21 protein-coding genes and 1 riboswitch are annotated in these 21,176 nt (G+C 64.9%); of the genes, 11 read left to right on the forward strand and 10 right to left on the reverse strand.

The window, feature by feature from the left end:
* Positions 1–5: 5 nt before the first annotated feature.
* From B7449_RS02950 to B7449_RS02975, 6 genes are all read right to left on the reverse strand, one after another.
* Positions 6–1,016, reverse strand: a complete 1,011-nt coding sequence (locus tag B7449_RS02950; protein WP_039733324.1) for a lysylphosphatidylglycerol synthase domain-containing protein — start codon at positions 1,014–1,016, stop codon at positions 6–8.
* A 79-nt stretch (positions 1,017–1,095) separates the two neighbouring features.
* Positions 1,096–1,581, reverse strand: a complete 486-nt coding sequence (gene ribH / locus B7449_RS02955; RefSeq protein WP_039733323.1) for a 6,7-dimethyl-8-ribityllumazine synthase — start codon at positions 1,579–1,581, stop codon at positions 1,096–1,098.
* A gap of 51 nt (positions 1,582–1,632) precedes the next feature.
* Positions 1,633–2,883 carry a bifunctional 3,4-dihydroxy-2-butanone-4-phosphate synthase/GTP cyclohydrolase II gene (locus tag B7449_RS02960; RefSeq protein ID WP_039733322.1) on the reverse strand — a complete coding sequence of 417 codons (1,251 nt, stop codon included), beginning with the start codon at positions 2,881–2,883 and terminating at the stop codon, positions 1,633–1,635.
* A complete protein-coding gene (locus tag B7449_RS02965; RefSeq protein WP_039733321.1) occupies positions 2,883–3,500 on the reverse strand; it encodes a riboflavin synthase in 618 nt (205 codons plus the stop codon). The genes B7449_RS02960 and B7449_RS02965 overlap by 1 nt, the downstream gene beginning before the upstream one ends.
* 2 nt (positions 3,501–3,502) lie before the next feature.
* Positions 3,503–4,507, reverse strand: a complete 1,005-nt coding sequence (ribD, locus tag B7449_RS02970; RefSeq protein ID WP_039733320.1) for a bifunctional diaminohydroxyphosphoribosylaminopyrimidine deaminase/5-amino-6-(5-phosphoribosylamino)uracil reductase RibD — start codon at positions 4,505–4,507, stop codon at positions 3,503–3,505.
* A gap of 129 nt (positions 4,508–4,636) precedes the next feature.
* A riboswitch (FMN riboswitch) is annotated at positions 4,637–4,798 on the reverse strand.
* 106 nt (positions 4,799–4,904) lie between these two features.
* Positions 4,905–5,795 (reverse strand): MIP/aquaporin family protein, encoded by an 891-nt coding sequence (locus B7449_RS02975; RefSeq protein ID WP_039733319.1) that lies wholly within the window; start codon positions 5,793–5,795, stop codon positions 4,905–4,907.
* Positions 5,796–6,092: 297 nt separating this feature from the next.
* Between B7449_RS02975 and B7449_RS02980 the strand changes: the two genes are divergently transcribed.
* Complete coding sequence (locus B7449_RS02980; protein ID WP_048883212.1) at positions 6,093–7,931, forward strand: hypothetical protein; 1,839 nt, start codon at positions 6,093–6,095, stop codon at positions 7,929–7,931.
* Here B7449_RS02980 and B7449_RS02985 read toward each other — a convergent pair.
* Complete coding sequence (locus B7449_RS02985; RefSeq protein ID WP_039733318.1) at positions 7,903–8,430, reverse strand: hypothetical protein; 528 nt, start codon at positions 8,428–8,430, stop codon at positions 7,903–7,905. The genes B7449_RS02980 and B7449_RS02985 overlap by 29 nt on opposite strands.
* A gap of 291 nt (positions 8,431–8,721) precedes the next feature.
* Between B7449_RS02985 and B7449_RS02990 the strand changes: the two genes are divergently transcribed.
* Entirely contained in the window at positions 8,722–8,949 is a 228-nt protein-coding gene (locus B7449_RS02990) for a DUF3126 family protein (RefSeq protein ID WP_010513711.1), read from the forward strand.
* A 48-nt stretch (positions 8,950–8,997) separates the two neighbouring features.
* Here the strand turns inward: B7449_RS02990 and B7449_RS02995 are convergent, their stop codons facing one another.
* Positions 8,998–9,621: a DUF2939 domain-containing protein gene (locus B7449_RS02995; protein ID WP_039733317.1), complete on the reverse strand. Its 624-nt coding sequence runs from the start codon at positions 9,619–9,621 to the stop codon at positions 8,998–9,000.
* A 198-nt stretch (positions 9,622–9,819) separates the two neighbouring features.
* Between B7449_RS02995 and B7449_RS03000 the strand changes: the two genes are divergently transcribed.
* From B7449_RS03000 to pyk, 4 genes are read left to right on the forward strand one after another with little or no spacing between them, the layout of a single operon-like run.
* Positions 9,820–10,644: a HesA/MoeB/ThiF family protein gene (locus tag B7449_RS03000; protein ID WP_039733382.1), complete on the forward strand. Its 825-nt coding sequence runs from the start codon at positions 9,820–9,822 to the stop codon at positions 10,642–10,644.
* Positions 10,641–11,027 (forward strand): DsrE family protein, encoded by a 387-nt coding sequence (locus B7449_RS03005; RefSeq protein ID WP_039733316.1) that lies wholly within the window; start codon positions 10,641–10,643, stop codon positions 11,025–11,027. Before B7449_RS03000 ends, B7449_RS03005 begins: the two co-directional genes overlap by 4 nt.
* Positions 11,028–11,042: 15 nt before the next feature.
* Positions 11,043–12,035, forward strand: coding sequence for an SH3 domain-containing protein (locus B7449_RS03010; RefSeq protein ID WP_039733315.1), 993 nt, complete (start codon positions 11,043–11,045; stop codon positions 12,033–12,035).
* 29 nt (positions 12,036–12,064) lie between these two features.
* The gene (gene pyk, locus B7449_RS03015) at positions 12,065–13,504 is read left to right on the forward strand and encodes a pyruvate kinase (protein ID WP_039733381.1); all 1,440 of its coding nucleotides are present in this window, start codon (positions 12,065–12,067) and stop codon (positions 13,502–13,504) included.
* 63 nt (positions 13,505–13,567) lie between these two features.
* Here the strand turns inward: pyk and B7449_RS03020 are convergent, their stop codons facing one another.
* Together B7449_RS03020 and B7449_RS03025 are read right to left on the reverse strand one after the other, a co-directional pair.
* Positions 13,568–14,470, reverse strand: coding sequence for a prephenate dehydrogenase/arogenate dehydrogenase family protein (locus B7449_RS03020; protein ID WP_039733314.1), 903 nt, complete (start codon positions 14,468–14,470; stop codon positions 13,568–13,570).
* 44 nt (positions 14,471–14,514) lie between these two features.
* Positions 14,515–15,591: a lysylphosphatidylglycerol synthase domain-containing protein gene (locus tag B7449_RS03025; protein WP_039733313.1), complete on the reverse strand. Its 1,077-nt coding sequence runs from the start codon at positions 15,589–15,591 to the stop codon at positions 14,515–14,517.
* A 194-nt stretch (positions 15,592–15,785) separates the two neighbouring features.
* Here B7449_RS03025 and hpnA point away from each other — a divergent pair, with 194 nt between their 5' ends.
* From hpnA to hpnE, 5 genes are all read left to right on the forward strand, one after another.
* Positions 15,786–16,781 carry a hopanoid-associated sugar epimerase gene (gene hpnA, locus B7449_RS03030; protein WP_039733312.1) on the forward strand — a complete coding sequence of 332 codons (996 nt, stop codon included), beginning with the start codon at positions 15,786–15,788 and terminating at the stop codon, positions 16,779–16,781.
* Positions 16,782–16,791: 10 nt separating this feature from the next.
* Entirely contained in the window at positions 16,792–18,024 is a 1,233-nt protein-coding gene (locus B7449_RS03035) for a glycosyltransferase (protein WP_039733380.1), read from the forward strand.
* Entirely contained in the window at positions 18,021–18,884 is an 864-nt protein-coding gene (gene hpnC / locus B7449_RS03040) for a squalene synthase HpnC (RefSeq protein WP_039733311.1), read from the forward strand. Before B7449_RS03035 ends, hpnC begins: the two co-directional genes overlap by 4 nt.
* Before the next feature lie 82 nt (positions 18,885–18,966).
* Positions 18,967–19,848 (forward strand): presqualene diphosphate synthase HpnD, encoded by an 882-nt coding sequence (hpnD, locus tag B7449_RS03045; RefSeq protein WP_039733310.1) that lies wholly within the window; start codon positions 18,967–18,969, stop codon positions 19,846–19,848.
* Between the two features lie 3 nt (positions 19,849–19,851).
* Positions 19,852–21,168 (forward strand): hydroxysqualene dehydroxylase HpnE, encoded by a 1,317-nt coding sequence (gene hpnE, locus B7449_RS03050; RefSeq protein ID WP_039733309.1) that lies wholly within the window; start codon positions 19,852–19,854, stop codon positions 21,166–21,168.
* Positions 21,169–21,176 lie beyond the last annotated feature (8 nt).

The raw sequence follows: 21,176 nt of genomic DNA on the forward strand, positions 1-21,176 counted from the left end.
AGGCGTCATGACTGACCGGGCAGGTGCGCTTCCCCTGCGGTGGACGGGTCGGGTCGGATCCAGCGTATTTCCATGACCTGCCATGCCACGAGCGACGGCAGGCCCCATGCAATCTCCCGCAGGCGCTTGATCAGCGACAGCGCGATCCCCACCTGCGGCGACAGGCCGAACAGCCCCCCGATGATGATATACCCCCCCTCCGACACGCCCAGCGCGCCAGGTACGGCGAAGCCTGCGGATTTTGCCGCCTGTCCCACGCTTTCGATCACAAAACTGTCAGCAAGCGAAAGCGGATGCCCCATGGCCTTGAGCACAAGGAAAACCTCGAACGTGCCGAGCGACCAGCCCAGCAGCTGCAACGCGCCCGCGCGCAGCGAATTTTCATGCGCGCGGTAAAGGGCGATGATCTCGGCATGCAGGCCGCGGATGTCATCCACCCCGTCCCATCCCAGATGGGCCGCGATGCGCACCAGCAGCTTTTCCACAAGGGAAACGGCGCCCAGATACTGGCTGCCAAAGAACACCATGCCCAGCAGGACGGCGGCCCCGGCGCTTTCCATCAGCTCATCCGTCACATGTGACCGGTTGACCAGGCAGAACAGCACCCCAAGCCCGATCAGCGTGAAGGTGACCTGGCTGAGCAGTTCGATCGTCAGGTCGCAGATCGTCGCGGCGGCGGCGCGCTTTATGCCCATGTTCTCGCGCCGGGCCATGAGGCGGGTGGTAATGACCTCCCCCCCCACCTGGGCCACCGGCAGCAGGTTGTTGATCCCTTCGCGCGCGCAGCGCAGCGCAAAAAAATCCATGAAGGCCAGCGGGGCGCGCCCGGTCCCGGCCAGCGTGCGCCATGCCTGCGCCGAGACACAGACCTGGCTTGCATGGAAAATGATGATGGCAGGGATGCTCCACCCTCCGGCCGCGATCAGCCGCAGGATGTCATGCAGACCAAAACGCCCCAGCATCCATATCGTCAGACCGATACCGAATGCCCCGGCGATGAAGGTAAGCTGCCGCATTCGCCATCCCTGTCCGCAGTCCCTGAAACAGGACCGTTAAAAGGCTGTTTTCAGCCATTTAACCGGTCCTGTGCCTATCTTAACAGCCTCTGATTTTCTGAAGCAATGCGATACTTTCAACACAGGCGGCGACAGCTTCGCGGCCCTTGTTGTGCACGTCGTCGCGCGACCGGACCACGGCCTGTTCGTCCGTGTAGGTGGTCAGCACGCCAAAGGCGATCGGCACTTCGGTGTTCAGCGTCGCCTGCTGCAGGCCCACGGCGGTGCCAAGGCTTATGAATTCGAAATGCGCGGTATCGCCCTTGATCACGCAGCCAAGGCATACCACGCCGTCATACCGTCCGGTGCGCGCCAGCGTCTGTGCCAGCAGCGGCAGCTCATATGCCCCTGGCGCATACATGATATCGTCCGGTCGCATGGAAATGGCGTGTTCCTCCAGCCATGCCAGCGCGCCGTCACGCAGCCCATGGGTCACGTTTTCATTGAAACGGCTGACCACGATGGCGATGCGCGGCGCGTGGGCAAACTCAAGCTGTGCGGGAGTGGAGGGGATGTTGGTGCTCATATCCGGCGTTTTCCGTTTTAAGGTGCAGAGAGTGTATGAAAATAACTTTTTTCAGTGGACGTCGGCTGTCGCGGGTTCGCACAGGGCATGCCCCATCCGGGTACGCTTGGCTTCCAGATAGGCCCGGTTGAATGGGTTGGGTTCCACCGCAAGAGTGATGCGTTCACGCACGTCAAAGCCATGGCGTTCCAGCGCACGCACCTTGTCAGGGTTGTTGGTCAGCAGGTCCAGCCGCTTTACCCCCAGCGCGCGCAGGATGTCGGATGCCGCCTGCCAGTCACGTGCATCGGTCTGGAAACCCAGCCGGTGGTTGGCGTCCACCGTATCCAGTCCCTCGTCCTGCAGGGCATAGGCGCGGATCTTGTTGGCAAGGCCGATACCCCGCCCTTCATGCCCGCGCACATAGACCAGAACGCCGGATTCCGCCTGTCCGATCTGTTCCAGCGCGCCCTGAAGCTGCGCGCCGCAGTCGCATCGCAGCGACCCCAGCGCATCGCCCGTCACGCATTCCGAATGCAGCCGCACCAGCGGGACAGCGTCCGCGCGGTCGGGCTGTCCCTTGACCATGGCGACATGTTCGGTCCCGTCGGGCGCGCGGAAGGCGTGGATCATCATGTCCGGGCCGCCAAAGCGGCTGGGCAGGTGGGCGCGGGCAACCTGTTCGATGGCGGGTGGCGCATCCGGCCCGGCACCCAGCGGGTTGGCTTCCAGCCATTTCGCCAGTTCCGCAATGGACAGGATCTGCAGCCCATGGCGCGTGGCGTAGGGGCGCAGGTCGTCCATGCGGGCCATGGTGCCATCCTCGTTCATGATCTCGCAGATCACGGCGGCCGGGATCAGGCCCGCCATGCGGGCAAGGTCCACCGATGCCTCCGTATGGCCGGGCCGCGCCACCGTCCCGCCCGGCACCGCGCGCAGCGGGAAGATATGCCCGGGGGATACCAGATCCGCAGGCTTCGCATCGGGCGCTGCGGCCACCAGCACGGTTTCGGCGCGGTCGGCAGCCGAAATGCCGGTGGTGACGCCCTCACGCGCCTCGATCGACACGGTAAAGGCCGTGCCGCGCGGGCAGGTGTTCACCTGTGTCATCATGGGCAGGTTGAGCTGCGCAACGCGTTCGGGCGACATGGGCATGCACACCAGTCCGCGCGCATGCGTGACCATGAAGTTCATGGCGTCCGGCGTCATGAGTTCGGCGGCCATGACCAGGTCGCCTTCGTTCTCGCGGTCCTCGTCATCCACAAGGATGATCATCCCGCCCCGGCGGATGGTGGCAACGGCCTGTGCCAGTGCCGGGGGCATCAACGATACTGACATACGCTCTCCACATATTTTGCGATGACATCGACTTCGATATTCACGGGGTCCCCTGCCTTCAGGGCGCCAAGGGTCGTATGGTCCCAGGTGTGGGGGATGATCATCAGTGCGATGCGGAATTCATCCGCGTCACAGCCCCCTTCGCCCGGCGCGCCGACGTCGTTCAGCGTCAGGCTGATGCCGTCGATCGTGATCGACCCCTTTTCCACCAGATAGCGGCGCAGGCGGGCCGGCACGGTGAAGGTGATGTGACGGGCCTCCCCTTCCTGCCGCACCGCCGCAAGCCGTCCCGTTCCATCCACATGTCCCTGCACGATGTGGCCCGACAGGCGGGTGGTGGGGGTAACTGCGCGTTCAAGGTTGACGGTGTGGCCTGACGCAAGCCGTCCCAGCGCCGTGCGGTCCAGCGTTTCCGAACTGATGAAGAACGTGGCCGTGCCCGCCGCGTCGAACGACGTGACCGTCAGGCACACGCCATTGACGGCAATGCTTTCGCCCATGGTCAGGTCGGGAATGCCGGTGGCCACGGTTATGTCCAGGTCCCGGTCCTGCCGGCGTGCGGCGGTAATGCGGCCCTGATGTTCGATAATGCCGGAAAACATGCTTACTCCTTCACCGCGGCCAGTTCGGGAAACAGGCGCAGTGGCGTCACGTCCCCCTCCCGCACGCGTATGCTGTAATGATCGGCGCCATCATGGTCCGCAGTGATGGCCAGCCAGTCGTGCCACAGGTTCCGCGCCGTGATTTCCGCCAGAAGCTGCGGCCCCGCTTCCACCATGGCCCACGTGACCCCGGCCTGACCCAGCATGTCGGGCAGGGCCGTGATGTCGGTACAGACCTGCACCGCAAAGCCACGGTCATGCGCGGCCTGCAGGTAGGCGGCGTCGACTTCCCCCGTGCGGGTGCAGATGGCCAGCACACGTGGCGCGCGGTCCGGATGGTCGGCCACCCGGCGTACGTTCAGGCCCGGATTGTCGGCGCGGATGGTGCCGCCCGTGGTAATCACCGCATCCGTTGCGCGCCGCAGGCGGTGCGCAAGGTCCAGCGACGCGGCGGAGGTAAAGGTGGTACGGCCTGCTGGCGGCACCATGGAACCCGTGGCGTCGAGCGCCTGCTTGACCGTGATCCACGGCTGCCCCGTGCGCATGAAGTGGGTGAAAGGGGCCAGAAGGCTGCGGCACATGGCCTGTATTTCGCCCTGCGGGCCCGTGGGGCGCAGGATGTGTACGTCGCAGCCATGCTGGCGCAGGTGGTCCGCCCCACCCCCTTCGACATGGGGATTGGGGTCGCGCACGCCGATCCAGACATCGCGGACCGGCGTCGCCAGCAGCGCCTGCGAACACGGGCCGGTGCGACCGGTATGGTTGCACGGTTCCAGTGTGACGACCGCCGTATGGGCACGATCCAGCAGGCCGCGTTCACGGCACTGGTTTATGGCCTGTATTTCGGCATGGGGGGTTCCGGCGCGATGATGGCCGCCTGTCGCAAGGATGACGCCATCACGGTCCAGCAGGGCACAGCCCACTGGCGGATTGGGGGCGGTCGCGCCCACATGGCGGGCGGCCTCGTTCACCGCCGCGCGAAACGCCTGCGCGATGGCGGGGGGCATGTCTGGGCCTGAAGGGGGTGTGACACCCTGTGGCAACGCGTCCAAAACACAGTACTCCATCCATCCGGACGGACCCAGGGCGCGTAAAACCATCGGCCTGCCTTCACGCACGGAAGGCAGGGGCATAGTTTCCGTTCTCTTTCATCCGGACTGTAACCGTCGGTTCCGGAATTGCACCGGATCTGCTTGACCCCGCCCGCGTGTCCTGCGGCCGGGCGCTCGCGGACTTATGCCCCCTTACGGGAAACAAATACCGCCGGTGGGGAATTTCGCCCCGCCCTGAGAACGCCTGCGAACCGGGCGGCTGGCCCGATTCGTATTCAGTAAGGTGATCTTGGGAATGATTTTAACGAATTGCAAGTGCGGCGATGGATAACCACGGTAAGTTATCGTGATTTCAGACGTTGTCTTCCCGGTGGCGTCCCGGATGCAGCAGGGAGGGAATGCGGCCATGATGGCCGAAATTGACCAGCCGCGCCTCTTCCACCTCGATCCGGCCCAGAAGCCGGGAGCGGATCAGCCATATCGCCAGTGCAGCCCCCATGAACGGCCCCAGCGCGTAGATCCAGAACGATTCCCACTGTCCCGCCACGATGGCGGGGCCAAAGCTGCGCGCAAGGTTGGAACTGTTGCCCGACAGCCATGCGGAAACCGGGTTGCAGAACAGGAAGAACAGGCCTCCCGCCCATGGCGTCAGCCATTTCAGGACCGGATGCCCCGCCAGATAGCACAGCATCAGCACCAGCAGGGCCGTCAGCACCACTTCGGTCACCAGCGGCCAGATGATGGCGACCCCGGAGAAGGGAATGGTCGCGGCATAGGCGGAGGCCTGCACCATCTGCCCCCATCCGGGCAGGACATGCCCGAGTGCCGCCAGCAGTACGGTGGCAAGGCACGCTCCCGCCATCTGGGCCGCCACATACCCGCACAGGTCCACGACCCCCAGCCGTCCCGCCAGGCTGAACGCCAGCGACACGGAGGGACTGACATGTGCCCCGCTGACGCGTCCGAACGGCGTGAAGGCCGCGACCGTGCCCGACAGTCCGAAAAACAGCCCGCACAGCGCCGTCTGCACAATGGGGTGGGGACCAAGGGCCCGGCCGATGGCGGTATAGGGCGTGGTCAGGACCGTGACGGACACGATTCCGCAGATCATGAGCGCCACAGTCGCCACCAGTTCGCAGCCATACAGCTTCCAGTGGAAGGGATGATCGGGGTGGGGCGCCCCGGCGAGTGGCCGGTCCTCGAGGGGGCGGGAACCGGGCAGCCGGGTTGCGGTCATGTCCATTACTCCTTCATTCAGCCATGTAGAGGTCTTGAGTTAAGGGAAGGAATGGTGTGGAATAAACGCAATCATGCGAATATATGCCGTGCATGAGAATAGTTAATGCATAGCAGTTGAACGTTTTTTCTATATAGGATGTAAGCCATTCCTCTATTCCATCCGCCGTATGACGGATAAGGGATGGGAGTGGTTTTTTATCTGTCGCGTCCGTTTGTTACTGTATTCATCATCAGTACATGCGCCGGGCGCGGGCAGGTGGTTTTTATTAACCGTATGTTCAGGGGCAGACGCGCCAGACTGATGGATTACTGTTGGAAAGTGGATCGTGGTTCCTGTCATCCCGACGGGGCGCGCCGGCCGCGCCTGCTGCTGGGCGGGCTGGTGGTCATGCTGGGCGGTATGGTCGTATCCGATGGTGCCCGCGCGGATGACATGGCGGAAATCCGCGCCCTGCACGCTGAAATGCGGCGGCTGGAAGCCAAGGTCGAACAGCTGGAAGCCCATCACGGCATGACGCATGGCACCCAGCATGTCGTGGCCGGGCGCACGCTGCGGTCCGGCGGCCATCCGTCAGGCGGTGGGACATCCGGCAGTTCGATGGGCCAGATCACGGCCATGCCTGACCTGTCGCGCCTGACCATTGGCGGTCCGACCCTGTCGGATGACGCGCAGGCGGCCGCCGCAGCCGAAAACACCATGACGGAATCCATCGTTCCCGCCCAGCCCAGACTCGACCTTGATTCCTCCAGCCCGCTGGCCATTACCCAGACGGGCGTGGACAGCCTGCCGCCCATTTTCCGCATTGGCGGGGTGTCGGTGCGGCTGGGTGGATTCATTGATTTCTCGAACATCTACCGCAGCAAGAACCTGACCAGCGGACCGGCCACAAGCTGGGGCAGTTTCCCCTATGCCAACAGTCCCAACGCCCATACGGGGGAATACCGCCCGTCCGCGCAGCTGACGCGCCTGAGCGTGCTGCTGCAGGGATCACCCACCAAGGACGAGACCCTGTCGGGCTATATCGAAACCGATTTTGGTGGGGCCGCAGGCACCGCCAACAGCTACCAGACCAACAGCTACACGCCGCGAATCCGGCAGGCGTACATGACCTACAGCAATACGAAATGGGGGTTCCACGTGCTGGCGGGGCAGGCATGGAGCCTGACCACAGGCTATACGCAGGGCCTGCTGTCCCGTCATGAACAGCTGCCGCCGGTTGTCGATAACAACCAGATACCGGGTATCGTGTTCACCCGCGTGCCGCAGATCCGCTTCATCAAGGATTTCGGTCGCAAATGGTGGCTGGGACTGTCGCTGGAGGCGCCGCAGGTGGCGTATGCCGCCAATGGTGGCAGCCATTCCATGCTGACGGGGACAGATGATGATACGATCGCATCATCCGGTACCACCCTGCTGTACAGTAATGCCGGGTCGGGCATGCTCAACCCCAACGCCAAATATAGCATGGACGTCGCGCCGGACATCGTGCTGAAGGGCGCGCTGGATACCAAGCCCGCGCATTATGAAATCTACGGTCTTGCGCGCTGGTTCAAGGCCATGGCGCAGGCCCCTAACGGCCCGATCCGTGAACATGTGTCCTTTGCGGGTGGTGTCGGTGGTGACGTGACGGTGCATGTCATTCCCCGCTACCTGCAGTTTACAGGCAACGTGCTGGCGGGTGAGGGTATTGGCCGCTATGGCCCCGGCATGTTGCCCGACGCCACGTTCAAGGCCAATGGCACGCCCGCGCCCATTCCAGAAATCATCGGCAGCATGGGGCTGATCGGGCATCCGACACCCGACCTGCTGGTCTATCTGTATGGCGGCGTGGAACATGCCGGACGGCGCACCTATACCGCGAACGGCTACCAGTATGGTTATGGTGTGAACGACCTGGCGCTCAGCAGCTGTGACGTGGAACAGATCAGCGGCGGCAGCTGCGACGCCCAGACCCATACCCTGGCCGACCTGACGGTGGGCGGCTGGTGGCATGTGCTGCAGGGCGGCTATGGCGCGGTGATGACGGGCGTGCAGTACACCTACCTGCGCAAATTCGCCTACAAGGGCGGGGACGGGGCGTCCCCCACTACCGGGGGGAACACCATTTACGTCACGTTCCGCTATTTGCCGTTCCAGTAGCCGTACTGGCTGACAGTGCCGTCAGGCAGTCATTGACCTGATGGGTCAGGTGAATGTCATGTTCGGCGCTGATGGCGTGAATGCTGTCACGGGTCCAGCGGGCGGGCATGCCATGCGGGGTGCACAATGCGCCAGCCCCCAGCAGCGGCCCGTTTCCGGGATCCAGAACGGACAGGACGGCATGCGGATTACGTGGCAACGCCTGGCGCAGGGCGGTGCGCAGCTGGCGCGTGGTCGCGTCATCCGTATGGGCGATCAGGTCGGGCACCAGTTCGATCCAGCCATCCCACCCTGCCGCCACGGCGCGACGCAGGCGGGGCCATGCCCGGTGTGTGTCCAGTGTCCTGACCGTGGCCTCCGCGCCATCTTCATGGATCTGGCGTGACAGGCTGCGTGCGTTCAGGTCCAGGCTGGTTTCGGTGATCGTGCCGGGCTGTGGCAGGCTGGCGGCCAGCGCTGTCAGCCCGATGGGGGGAGCAAGCAGGGCCACAAGCAGCATCAGCCGGGGAAAAGATCGTAGGCGCATGGTCTTTGTTCTCCCTTCTTACTGGTGTTGCGGTATGGTCATGGAACCGGGGAAACGTGGCAGGGGCGCGGCGGCGTTGGGGAAAATCATGGGCACGCGGTTGCAGGGGCGCACACATGTGCCTATAGCCTGCGGCGATGCCCGCGCTGTAACGGGGCAGCCGCGCGATCCTGACCGGACCTGCCACGCGCGTTGACCACCGGGCCATATCCGGCCCTGATCCTATTTCTGGCGGGTCCTGCCATTTTGGAGAACATACGTTTCATGGCTGCCATGTCCTCTTCCGAAATTTCGCGTCTTCAGGTCTGCCTGCGCCGTCTGCTGGGTTCGCCGGGGCTGACGGTCAATGCACCGCCGCGTGCCGGTCTGTCCGTTGAACTGGCGGTCAATGGTGAAGTGGTGGGTACGGTCCACCGTGACGAGGACGAAGGCGAAGTGTCCTATGCCGTCCACATGACCGTGCTGGAAGAAGATCTTCCCGCGCCGAAGTGATTTTCCTGCGGGCCATGGCGGAAGGGGTCTTCCGCCCGGGCCTGCATGTCAGGGCTGGGTAAGTGGCTGGGGCACGGGCCCTGCCGATGCCTCGACCAGCGGGTCATGCCGGGGGGCAGGCAGGTCCACGCGATGGATCTTCCACTGGAAGGCATGGATGCGCATCTGCAGACGTAGCGGCGTTTCGTTTTCATGTCCCGGCATGATGACGCTTGCCTCGAACACGCCCGGATGGGTGAAATGCATGTGCACATGCCGCATCAGGCCAAACAGGGTCTGTGGCGCGCTGGGCTGTTCATGCGGCAGGAGATGATCCACCAGCATGCCCAGCTTGTCGGGGCGCACTTCCTCGTCAATGGCGTTCGACACGGCGGATGATGCGAATGATGCGCCGAATTCCGGCAGTTCGTCATCCGCGTGCTGGGGGCCAAGCAGGCTGTCGACCGCCTGCGTCTTCAGCCCGTTGCGCACCGATTCCCATTTAAGGCAGGTGTTCAGGCTGCCCATGTCATGCGTGCGGATGGCCGACGTGATGGACCACAGCGTGAAGAACGGTGACGCGGCGTACAGCGTGGTGGCCGCCGCCAGCGTGCCCGCACAGACCCAGCGCGCCTGCTGGCGGCGCAGGGTGGCGATGCTGTCGGGAATTTCCATGCGGGAAAGATAAGACATTGATTTATACTCCCCCCAGATGGTTTCACGGCTGTTATTAGACTATACTGGAAACATATCCGGCATGCATTGGTTTCATGATTGGTTGAAGAAATTATCACGTAATCGTGATCAGATGTCCAGCGCATCCGGCTGCATCCCGCACCGGACGCGGTGTATCCGCCACGGATGCGCGACCGGTCGGGGCAGGAGGCAGGGATGAATTTTTCCGAAGACGAGATCCAGCGCTACGCGCGCCACATCCTCCTGCCCGAAGTCGGTGGAACGGGGCAGGACGCCTTGAAAAAGGCCAGTGTTCTGATTGTCGGCGCGGGGGGGCTGGGCTCACCCGTCGCACTCTACCTTGCTGCCGCAGGTGTCGGGCGGATCGGGCTGGTGGATGATGATGTGGTCGAACTGTCCAACCTGCAGCGTCAGGTCGCCCATGTGACCGACCGGATCGGTCAGCCGAAAGTCGAGTCGGCCGCCCGTGCCATGCATGCGATCAATCCGGGAACACGGGTTGATTGTCATAACGTCCGGATGACAGCCGATAACGCCCGCACGCTGGTGCGTGATTATGACCTTGTGTGTGATGGCTGCGATAATTTCACCACCCGCTACCTTGTGGCCGATGCCTGCGCGCTGGAAGGTCGCACCCTGATCTCCGCCGCCGTGCTGCGGTTCGAGGGACAGCTGTCCACGTTCCGTCCGGGGGGGCCGTGTTATCGCTGCCTGTATCCCGAAGCCCCGCCCGCCGGTACGGTGCCGTCCTGCGCGGAAGCGGGCGTGTTCGGCGCGGTGACAGGGGTGATGGGCACGTTGCAGGCGACCGAGGCGCTGAAGGAAATCCTGCAGATCGGCGAAAGCCTGGCCGGGCGGCTGCTGGTGTGGGATGCGCTGGCCATGCGCTTCCATACCATTACCCTGCCGGCTGATCCCGACTGCGCGCTGTGTGGTGCGCATCCGGCCATTCACGACCTGTCCGCCCACCGTGACGCAGCCCCCGTGGCCTGCGGGGTGGCGGAAGGGGCGGCATCATGATGCATGACGACGGGGCGCTGGCCATCCTGTTATATGATGGCGCATATGCCCGCGCGCATTATGCGTTTGTAATGGCGGCAGGCGCGCTGGCCATTGACCGTCCCGTCATCATGTTCGCGGCGGGACGCGGGGTGCATGCGCTGGCGCGTGACTGGAGCGGGCTGCATGATGCGGGTGACGATGCATTGGTGCGCGCGCGTGGGGTCGCGGGCATGGATACGTTGCGCGATGCGGTAATTGAACTGGATGCGACACTTATGGCCTGTGAAGCAGCGCTGAAACTGTGCGATCTTCCGGCGGGCCGCCTGCTGCCTGGCGTGCAGGTGGCGGGTGTGCCCGCTTTTCTTGAAGCCGCCCGGGGGCGGCAGATCATAACCCTGTAAGGATCAGAGAACACGATGGCGCAGTGCGTGCGGCATGAATTCCTTGCGCGACCGGCCCGTGTGCCGTCCCGCGTCCCCGTGCGGTGGGGGTATCTGACAGCCTGTGCGGCGGTTCTGCTTATGGGTGGGGGGCACATGGATCGTGCCGTGGCGCAGGCCACGACGCACCATCACGCCCATCATGGCAAGACGGCTGCCGGCACGACATCCCTGGGCACGTCGTCCCCCCATGCCCATCTGGGCAGGGAGAAGAAAACCCACGCGGCAGGGGGGCGACACCACCACCATGCCGCCGCCGTGGCCGGTGTGGCGGCGGGGGCCGCGACCGGCGTCGGGGCGGCTGCGGTTGCCGGTAGCGCGCAGCAGCCCGCGCCGTCTGCGCATGCGACCGCGGCTGCCGCGCCGGATGCACCGCCTGCGGCGCCTGCCCCGGTGGATAATACCAAGGGCAGCGTGACCGGCCTGCCGCTGCCGCGCTTTGCCGCGTTCCGCGCGGATGAGGTCAACCTGCGCACCGGGCCGGGCCAGCGCTATCCCATCGACTGGGTGTACCACCGTCGCGGCCTGCCGGTGAAAATCGAGCGTGAGTTCGATGTCTGGCGCCTGGTGGAGGATTCGGATGGCCAGAAGGGCTGGGTCCATCAGGCAACCCTGGTGGGAACCCGCACGTTTGTCATTCCGGGACTGCCCCCACAGGGCGACGCCCGGCAGGCAGGCCAGCCCACCGCCAAGGAAACCGACGTGATCGGCCGTGCGGATACGCGCATTGTCGGTCACGTGGCGGATGTGGCTGATGCGGCGGACATAAAGGGCGGGGTCATGCTGCGTTCGGATGCCAGCCCGACATCATCCGTCGTGGCCGTGCTGCGCCCCGGCGTGGTGGGCACCGTGCGCCAGTGCCCGGCGGGAACGTCGTGGTGCAAGGTATCGGTCAAGCAGTACAGCGGCTGGCTGGAACGCAGCACGATGTGGGGGCTGTTGCCGCAGGAGGTCATATCCCCCTCCTGATGACTGATGGAAACAGGCTGGAGAAGAAAATGCCGGATACCCCCTATCGCGCCCTGCGCCGGACCAAGATCGTTTCAACCCTGGGTCCGGCCACGTCAGATCACGCGACCATCCGTGCGCTGGCCGTGGCGGGGGTGGATGTATTCCGGCTCAATTTTTCCCATGGCACCCATGCCGATCATGCGGCCCGCCATGCCGTGATCCGTGATGTCGAGGCCGAACTGGGCCGCCCCATTGGCATTCTGGCCGACGTGCAGGGCCCAAAGCTGCGCGTGGGCAATTTTTCCAATGGGAAGGTGCAGCTGAGTGCTGGCGCACGCTTCCGGCTGGATCTTGATCCCACGCCGGGGAACGAGACGCGGGTCAGCCTGCCGCATCCCGAAATCATTGCCGCCGCTGCCGAGGGCAGCACCCTGCTGCTTGATGACGGGCGTCTGGCGTTGCAGGTATGCGGGCGTAGCGATGATTTCCTTTTGACGGAGGTCGTGCTGGGTGGTCCGCTGTCGGATCACAAGGGGGTCAACGTGCCCGATGTGGTCCTGCCCATTCCCGCGCTGACGGACAAGGACCGGGTGGACATGGCCTTTGCGCTGGACCTTGGCATCGAATATGTCGGCCTGTCCTTCGTGCAGCGGCCCGAGGACGTGCGCGAAGCCCGGAAGCTGGCTGCTGGCCGCGCATGGATCATGACCAAGCTGGAAAAACCGCAGGCCATGGATAACCTGCATGAAATCGTGGCCCTGTCGGATGCTGTGATGGTGGCGCGTGGCGATCTGGGTGTCGAACTGCCCCCTGAACGCGTGCCGCTGGCGCAGAAGCGCATCATCCGCGTCGCCCGGCAGCTTGGCCGCCCTGTCGTGGTAGCGACCCAGATGCTTGAAAGCATGGTCTCCGCTCCCACCCCCACTCGTGCGGAGGCGTCGGACGTGGCGACGGCCGTGTTTGACGGGGCGGACGCCGTCATGCTGTCGGCCGAAACGGCGGTGGGGTCATATCCGCGTGAAGCCGTCGCCATCATGGACCGGATCGTGCGCAGGGTGGAGGAAGACGAGGTCTGGCGTCGCCAGATGGAAACCTCCAGCCCCGACCCGGACCATGACGTGCCTGGCGCGATTGCCGCCGCCGCCCGGCAGATTTCCACCACCCTTGATGCCGCCGCCGTGGTGGCCTTCACCCTGTCGGGCCGCACGGCGCTGCGCATTGCGCGCGAACGGCCCACCTGTCCCATTCTTGGCCTGACGCCAACCGATGATATCGCCCGCAGGCTGGCGGTGGCGTGGGGCGTGCAGGCGGTCTCGGTCGGGCAGGAAGCCCCCGTCCATAATATCGAAAGCGTGGTGGATCAGGCGCTGGCGGTGACCAAGGGCGATGGCTATGGCGTGGCGGGGGACGCGGTGGTGATCGTGGCCGGACTGCCATTCGGGGTGGCGGGCAGCACCAATACGCTGCGGATTGCCACCGTTAGCTGAAGCTTTTTTCAAGAAGCATCCTGAAACGCCGCCCGGAAACTTCTGTTTTTTAAAAATCCGTTTTCAGGCCTGCCGGTTTTCAATCAGGCTGCGCCGGATGGCGCGGCCGCGCTTGATGCGGCTGACGATCACGTCTTCATCGCCGGTGCGGATGGCGTTGCCCATGGCCTGCGCATCCGCGATGAAGCGGTCGAGCATGTCCAGCAACGCCTCGCGGTTGTTCAGGAAGATGTCGCGCCACATGGTTGGATCGGACGCCGCGATGCGGGTGAAATCCCGAAAGCCCGATGCCGCGAAATCCAGCACTTCCGATCGCGTTTCATCGGCCAGGTCATCTGCCGTGCCGCATATGGTGAAGGCCAGCAGGTGCGGCAGGTGACTGACGATCGCACAGACGCGGTCGTGATGGTCAACGGTCATGCTGCGCACGCGCGCGCCCATCATTTCCCATAAGTTCGTGACGCGCCTGATGGCGTCGGCCGGGGTATGTCCGGGCGGGGTCAGCAGGCACCACCTGTCCTCGAACAGGGTGGCGAACCCGGCATCCGGGCCGGAAAACTCGGTGCCCGCCATGGGGTGCGCGGGGATGAAGGCAATATCGGGATGCTGCGCCAGCAGCGGTGTCATGGCCTCCATGACCGTGGTCTTGACCGACCCGACCTCGCTCAGGATCGCCCCCTTTTTCATGACCGGCATGACCTGGGCCGCAACCATGGCGATCGCGCCCACCGGCACGCATATGATCACGCAGTCCGCATCGCGCGCGGCGGTGGCGGGATCGGATTCGATCTGGTCGGCAATGCCCAGTTCGGCCACGCGGGCGCGGACCTCGGGGCTTATGTCACAGGCCACCAGCCGGCGTGCGATGCGCCGGTCTTCCATGCCGCGCCGCAGGATGGAGGACCCGATCAGGCCGGGGCCGATAATGACCAGCGTATCGAACAGGGGCGCGGGTAGGTCCGTCATGGTGGGTCTTGTCTGGCTCTGGTGGGGGTCACAGGGGCGCGGGATCAATCCCGCGTGATGTCCGTGGGCGGCGCGGGGTCGTGGATGGACACGGGGGCGACCGCCGGCGCGGTATCCGGCTGTGTGGAGCGGCGGCGCAGGGCGCGCATTTCCATTCCCTGCCACAGCAGCAGCATGGGAATGCCGATCACCAGTTCACGCCCGCGGCGCAGCAGCGACAGCCCCAGCGAGACGGACGGCGCGATGCCAAAGGCCGAGCCAAGGGCGATGTAGGCGGCTTCCTGCACCCCCAGCCCGGCCGGCACCAGGAATGACACGGACATGATGCCGCAGGCCACGCCCTCGATCGCGATGGCGCCGCTGAAGCCCAGATGCGCACCAAGGAAGTAGTAGGCCACCCAGATCGTGGCCGCACTGCCCAGCCAGCCCACGTAATGCAGCAGCGCCCCCTGCACGATGCGGCTGGGGTGCGACCAGATGGCGTCAAAGCGTTCCTGTATGCTGTCGGCGCTGCTCAGCATCGCGTCCTGCCACTGGGCGGCCATGTTGTTGCCCAGCATCTTGCCCGCGCGCTTGAGCAGGTCGCCACCACGGCGCTGGGTATAGACAAAACCCGCGATGCCCATGCTCAGCAGCACAAGGCCGATCATGACCGGCCGGGCGAACGGGCTGGACTGCTGGTGGGCCACCAGGCACACCACGGCGGTCAGGATGAACAGGATCTGGCCCATCACCTCGGTGGTGATGTCCACCAGGTTGGCGCAGGCGGCTTCGCTGCCATCGATATGGCGGCCCTTTGTCCCGGCGAACAGGTCGCTCGAACATGTGGCCCGGATGCCCAGCACCATGCCGCCCAGCTGCGAAAACGGCAGGCAGGACGCGGCGGCGTCACGGATCATGCGCGAAACCAGCAGCTGCACGAACGGAATGTCCCGGCAAGCCGCGTGCCACGCAAGACCCAGTATTGCATCGACTGCAAGCTGGGCCATGACGGTCGCCATGAAGCCGGCGAACCCGATGGAGACGATGGCCTTCATGACCGAACCCGCCCCAAGCCACGCGGTGCAGCCAGTCAGCAGGGCCAGGCCAAGGATGGCCAGCAGGATGGTGAGCTTTCTCAAAAAAGATCCGTCTTGGTCTGTTGGCGTCGGGACACCGGGTAAAATTCATGCCTCAGTGGCCGGTTGTGCCTGACTTACACTACAGCAGGGTCTGGCGCCACCGGGAGGTGTCGGGATAAATGGAACGCCCGCTGGTTGCGAGTCCGTAATCGCAATCGTGAATTCTGTCCCCTGACGGAGCGATCGTTCAGACCATGACTGCCCCAACCCTTGTAACCGGTGCGACCGGTTTTGTCGGCTCCGCCGTTGCCCGTAATCTGGTGGAGCGTGGCCATACCCTCCGGCTCATGGTGCGCAAGGGAAGCGACCTGACCAACCTGCGTGACCTGCCCGCCGAACTGGTGGAAGGGGACCTGTCCAGCCCCGACAGTTTCGATGCGGCGGTAAAGGGCTGCCGCTACGTGTTCCATGTGGCGGCGGATTACCGGCTGTGGGTTCCCGACCCGGTGCCCATGATGATCGCCAACGTGGAAGGCACGCGCGCGCTGATGCTGGCGGCGCAGAAGGCAGGGGTGGAGCGGATCGTCTACTGCTCGTCCGTCGCGGCCCTTGGCCTGATTGGTGACGGCACGATTTCCGATGAGGAAACGCCGGTTCATGAACATGGCGTGATCGGCATCTACAAACGTTCCAAATACCGTGCCGAGCAGGAAGTCCTGCGCCTGGTGCATGAACGCGCGCTGCCTGCCGTGATCGTGAACCCGTCCACGCCCGTGGGCCCGCGTGACATCAAGCCCACGCCCACGGGGCAGATGATCCTGGACTGCGCGGCGGGCCGCATGCCGGCCTATGTCGATACCGGTGTCAACATCGTACACGTGGATGACGTGGCCGAGGGGCATGCGCTGGCGCTGGAGCGCGGGCGGATCGGGGAAAAATACATTCTGGGTGGCCAGAATTACCTGCTGCGCGACCTGTTCGCCATGACGGCCGAGATCGCGGGCGTGGCCCCGCCGCGCATAAGCCTGCCGCAGGCCGTGATCTGGCCCGTGGCCGTGGCCAGCGAATGGCTGTCCCGCGCATTTGGCATCGCGCCACGGGTGACGACCGAAATGCTGGCCATGTCGCACAAGAAGATGTTTTTTTCCTCTGACAAGGCAATCCGGGAACTGGGCTATGCCCCCCGTCCCGCGCGGGACGCGGTGAAGGACGCCATCGACTGGTTCCGACAGCATGGGATGCTGGATTGAGGACCCTGTCATGCTGCTGCTTCCCCTATCCATTCTGGTGTTCGTTATCTGGGTCGGGCTGATTTTCTGTCATGGCTGGTTCTGGCAGGCGGGGCCGATCCTTACCCCCGTGCGGGGTGCGCAGCTCAAACGCGCGGACTGTCCCGAAGTCTGCATCGTGGTGCCCGCGCGGGATGAAGCGGCATCGGTCGTGCCATGCATAAGTTCCCTGCTGGCGCAGGATTATCCGGGTGAGATGCATGTCATCCTGGTGGATGACAACAGCACCGATGGCACGGGCCGGCTGGCGCGCGCCATTCCCGACCCGCGCAGGCGGCTGACGGTGGTCAGTGGAAAGGCGCGGCCCGCGGGCTGGAGTGGCAAGCTGTGGGCAGTGGCGCAGGGCGTTGCGCGGGCGCGGGAGATGATGCCCGATTCCACGGGGTTCGTGCTGCTGACCGATGCGGACATCACCCATGACCCGCGCCATGTCTCGACCCTGGTGGCCAAGGCGCAGGCGGGGAAGCTGGATCAGGTATCGGAAATGGTGGAGCTGAACTGCGCCAGTCCCGCCGAGCGCATGCTGGTCCCGGCGTTCGTTTTCTTTTTCGCGCTGCTGTACCCCTTCGCCAGCGTGAACAACCCGCGCAGCAGGGTGGCGGGGGCAGCAGGCGGCACGGTGCTGGTGCGCTGGAGCGCGCTTGCGCGGATCGGCGGAATCGAAAGCCTGCGCGGCGCGCTGATCGATGACTGCACGCTGGCGGCCCACATCAAGCATGGCGGCGGGCGGATATATCTGGGGCACAGCTGCCTTGCCCGTTCCATCCGGCCCTATCCCCACCCGGCGGATATCTGGCGCATGGTGGCGCGCACGGCCTATGTGCAGCTTGGCTATTCGCCGTTCATGCTGGTGGGCACCGTCATCGGCATGGTGCTGGTCTGGATCGTGCCGCTGCAGCTTGCGCTGTTCAGCCACGGCCTGCCGTGCCTGCTGGGGGCGGGGGCGTGGGTCATGTCCATGGCGTCGTACACCCCCACCTTGCGGCGTTTTAACCAGTCACCGGCATGGGCGCTGTTGCTGCCGGTCATTGCCGGGTTCTATACGCTGGCAACGATCGGTTCGGCGCTGGACCACCATCGGGGCCGGGGCGTGGTATGGAAAAGCCGCGCCTATACCGAACCCGATGGCGCGATTTCGACACATATGCGCGGTGAGGGCACCGCAGCCGTAATGAAACGCAGCATGGGGGATGACGTAGGGTGAACAGTCAGGAGCGGAACGTGTGGGGCAGCGAGGATGTCTCGTCGGGCAAGGATGCCGGGGATGAGAACTTTCCCGTTGGCTCCCTGCTGATCAGCCGCAGGCTGCGTCCGCATGTCCATGCCTATTATGATTTTGCCCGCGTGATCGATGACATCGTCGATACCGACCGGCTGGATGCGGATGCCAAGATCACGCGCCTCAACGCCATGGAGGACGTGGTGCTGGGCAGGCGCGCGGCGCCGCAGCGGTCGGATGCGCAGACGGCGGTGCGCGTGGGCCGTACGCTGGCACAGACCGGGGTGTCCACCGACACCGCCACCGACCTGATCGTGGCCTTCCGGCAGGATGCGGTGAAGAACCGTTATGATACGTGGGAGGAACTGGAGGAATACTGCCGTTATTCCGCCAACCCCGTCGGTCGCTTCCTGCTGCAGCTGCATGGCGAGGACGCGGGCACGTTCGGTCCGTCCGATGCGCTGTGCACAGCGCTGCAGATCATCAATCACCTGCAGGACTGCGCCGATGACCTGCGCAACCTGGACCGCTGCTACCTGCCGCGTCCGTGGCTGGAGCGCGAGGGCGTCAGCGTGGATGACCTGCGCCATGGCCATACGCTGCCGGGGATGCGGCGGGTGTTCAATGCGCTGCTGGACCGGGTGGATGAACTCAACCGGCATGCGGCGCTGCTGCCCGGCCTGATCCGTGACCGGCGCATGCGCATGGAGGCGGCGGTTATCGTGGGCCTGTCAAGGCGTCTGGCGCAGCGGCTGCGGGTGGAAGACCCCATTGCGGGCCGCGTCAAGCTGTCGCGCATGGATGTGGCGCGCGCGCTTGCGGGGGCCATGCGCACGCTGGTCTGATGGGCGCGATTTTGTCCTTGGTCGTGATTGCCGCTAAGAACAGGCGGAACTGAAATTCGTAAAGTGAACGGAACACGCGGGAATGGGTTTTTTGCGCGCGCGGCATGATGAGGCCCCGGTAATGGGCTGCGATCCCGCCGATCTGGCCGAGGTGGAGCAGATCGTGGTGCGGTCGGGCACGTCCTTTGGCAAGGGAATGCGTATCCTGCCGCCCGAACGGCGGTATGGCATGTATGCGGTCTATGCCTTCTGTCGCCTTGTCGATGATGTGGCCGATGATGAAGGCGAGCCGGACGACAAGTGCCGCAGGCTGGAAGACTGGCGTGCCCGCATTGCCCGTCTGTATGCGGGCGAGGCGCGTGACGGGATTGACCGCGTGCTGATGGCGACAATCCGCCGTTTCGACCTGCGCCAGCAGGACTTCAATGACGTGATCGACGGGATGGAAATGGACGCCCGTGGCCCCGTCGTCGCGCCGGATGAGGCGACATTCGACCTCTACTGCGACCGCGTGGCCTCCGCCGTGGGCCGGCTGTCAGTGCGGGTGTTCGGTGATGCCTCGGCCCATGCTGATCAGGTCGCCTACCATCTGGGGCGCGCGCTGCAGATTACCAACATCCTGCGCGACGTGGCGGAGGATGCGCGTCTGGGCCGGCTGTACCTGCCGCGTGAACTGCTGGAACGCTTTGGCATAACGCCCCAGCCCGCCGCCGTGGTGCATGCGCCCCGGCTGGAACAGGTGGGGCGTATCCTTGCCGGTCGCGCGCATGACCATTTCCGTGCGGCCAGCCGCGCCATGCGACTGTGTGACCGCACGGCCATGCGGCCCGCGCGCGTCATGGGCGCGACCTACGCCGCCATCCTTGCAGCACAGGAACGGCAGGGATGGGGCACGCCGGAAAAGCGTGTCTCCCTGTCCCGCCCGCGCAAGGTGCTGGTGGCGCTGCGCGCGCTGGTGGCCTGACCCATGCCGGGACATGTCCATATTGTAGGTGGCGGACTGGCCGGGCTGTCGGCGGCGGTTGAACTGGCGGGGGGCAGCGAGCGTGTCAGCGTGTACGAGGCCGGTCCCGCCTGTGGCGGCCGGGCACGGTCCTATCTTGACCGCCAGCTTGGCTGCCGGATCGACAATGGCAACCACCTGCTGCTGTCGGGCAACCCGGCGGTGTATCGCTATCTTGGCCTGATCGGCGCACAGGATACGCTGGTGGGGCCGAAGCGTCCGGTTTTCCCGTTCGTGGACCTTGCCGACCGGCTGCGCTGGACGCTGGACCTGTCACGCGGGCGGGTGCCGTTATGGGTGCTGTCAAAACGCAGGCGCGTGCCCGGCATGCGGCTGGCGGAACTGCGCGGGCTGCTGGCGCTGATGGAGGCGACGCCCGACATGGTGGTGTCGGACTGCCTGCAGCCCGGCAGCCTTGCCCGCAGGCTGCTTGAACCTTTTGCCATATCCGTCCTCAACACCATGCCCGATACCGGCAGCGCCGCCCTGCTGGGCGCCGTGGTGAAGGAAAGCCTTGCACGGGGGGGGCGCAACTGCCTGCCCCGCTTCCCGGCGGTCGGGCTGTCGGAAAGCTTCGTGGACCCGGCGCTTGATCACCTGTCGGTACTGAAGGCTGAAGTGCGGACCGGCAGTCGTGTCAGCGCGGTCGAGATGGCCGATGGCGGCGTTGCCGCCCTGCATGTGGGGGATGAACGGATTGCGCTGGGGCCGAATGATACGGTGATCATGGCGGTGCCAGCACCCGTGGCGGCCAGCCTGCTGGCGGGCGACCTGCCGGGGTTCAGCGCCCCGGATGAGTTCGAGTCGATCCTGAACGTGCACTTCCTGCTGCCCGATGCCCCGGTGCTGACCGGCGGGCTGGCGCAGGCCCGTTTTATCGGGGTTGTGGGCGGTATCAGCGAATGGGTGTTCGTCAAGGACCGGATCCTGTCGGTTACGGTCAGTGCCGCCAACCGCTACGCCACGCGCGACCTTGATGAACTGGCGGCCATTATCTGGAACGAAGTCCGCGCCGCGATCGACCCGGCGGCGACGGCCCCCCTGCCGGTCGCCATGCCGCCGCTGCGTATCGTGCGTGAAAAACGCGCAACCTTCGCCGCGACCGTGCAGCAGGACCGTCTGCGGCCCGCCACGCGGACCATGGCGCCCAACCTGCTGCTGGCGGGCGACTGGACGGCAACCGGATTGCCCGCCACAATCGAAGGCGCAATCAGGTCAGGTGCCGCGGCGGCGCAGGCTGTCCATGCCCGCAGGAATACGCCGGGCCGACCGGAACAATGATGTACGGA

This window comes from Komagataeibacter intermedius TF2 (assembly GCF_000964425.1).
In the GTDB taxonomy this organism is placed as follows: Bacteria; Pseudomonadota; Alphaproteobacteria; order Acetobacterales; family Acetobacteraceae; genus Komagataeibacter; species Komagataeibacter intermedius.

What these genes read in the sequence shown, in the direction of transcription:
- B7449_RS02950 (WP_039733324.1), bottom strand. Translation starts at nt 1,016, where the DNA reads ATGCGGCAGCTTACCTTCATCGCCGGGGCATTCGGTATCGGTCTGACG.
- ribH (WP_039733323.1), bottom strand. Translation starts at nt 1,581, where the DNA reads ATGAGCACCAACATCCCCTCCACTCCCGCACAGCTTGAGTTTGCCCAC.
- B7449_RS02960 (WP_039733322.1), bottom strand. Translation starts at nt 2,883, where the DNA reads ATGCCCCCGGCACTGGCACAGGCCGTTGCCACCATCCGCCGGGGCGGG.
- B7449_RS02965 (WP_039733321.1), bottom strand. Translation starts at nt 3,500, where the DNA reads ATGTTTTCCGGCATTATCGAACATCAGGGCCGCATTACCGCCGCACGC.
- ribD (WP_039733320.1), bottom strand. Translation starts at nt 4,507, where the DNA reads ATGCCCCCCGCCATCGCGCAGGCGTTTCGCGCGGCGGTGAACGAGGCC.
- B7449_RS02975 (WP_039733319.1), bottom strand. Translation starts at nt 5,795, where the DNA reads ATGGACATGACCGCAACCCGGCTGCCCGGTTCCCGCCCCCTCGAGGAC.
- B7449_RS02980 (WP_048883212.1), top strand. Translation starts at nt 6,093, where the DNA reads ATGGATTACTGTTGGAAAGTGGATCGTGGTTCCTGTCATCCCGACGGG.
- B7449_RS02985 (WP_039733318.1), bottom strand. Translation starts at nt 8,430, where the DNA reads ATGCTGCTTGTGGCCCTGCTTGCTCCCCCCATCGGGCTGACAGCGCTG.
- B7449_RS02990 (WP_010513711.1), top strand. Translation starts at nt 8,722, where the DNA reads ATGGCTGCCATGTCCTCTTCCGAAATTTCGCGTCTTCAGGTCTGCCTG.
- B7449_RS02995 (WP_039733317.1), bottom strand. Translation starts at nt 9,621, where the DNA reads ATGTCTTATCTTTCCCGCATGGAAATTCCCGACAGCATCGCCACCCTG.
- B7449_RS03000 (WP_039733382.1), top strand. Translation starts at nt 9,820, where the DNA reads ATGAATTTTTCCGAAGACGAGATCCAGCGCTACGCGCGCCACATCCTC.
- B7449_RS03005 (WP_039733316.1), top strand. Translation starts at nt 10,641, where the DNA reads ATGATGCATGACGACGGGGCGCTGGCCATCCTGTTATATGATGGCGCA.
- B7449_RS03010 (WP_039733315.1), top strand. Translation starts at nt 11,043, where the DNA reads ATGGCGCAGTGCGTGCGGCATGAATTCCTTGCGCGACCGGCCCGTGTG.
- pyk (WP_039733381.1), top strand. Translation starts at nt 12,065, where the DNA reads ATGCCGGATACCCCCTATCGCGCCCTGCGCCGGACCAAGATCGTTTCA.
- B7449_RS03020 (WP_039733314.1), bottom strand. Translation starts at nt 14,470, where the DNA reads ATGACGGACCTACCCGCGCCCCTGTTCGATACGCTGGTCATTATCGGC.
- hpnA (WP_039733312.1), top strand. Translation starts at nt 15,786, where the DNA reads ATGACTGCCCCAACCCTTGTAACCGGTGCGACCGGTTTTGTCGGCTCC.
- B7449_RS03035 (WP_039733380.1), top strand. Translation starts at nt 16,792, where the DNA reads ATGCTGCTGCTTCCCCTATCCATTCTGGTGTTCGTTATCTGGGTCGGG.
- hpnD (WP_039733310.1), top strand. Translation starts at nt 18,967, where the DNA reads ATGGGTTTTTTGCGCGCGCGGCATGATGAGGCCCCGGTAATGGGCTGC.
- hpnE (WP_039733309.1), top strand. Translation starts at nt 19,852, where the DNA reads ATGCCGGGACATGTCCATATTGTAGGTGGCGGACTGGCCGGGCTGTCG.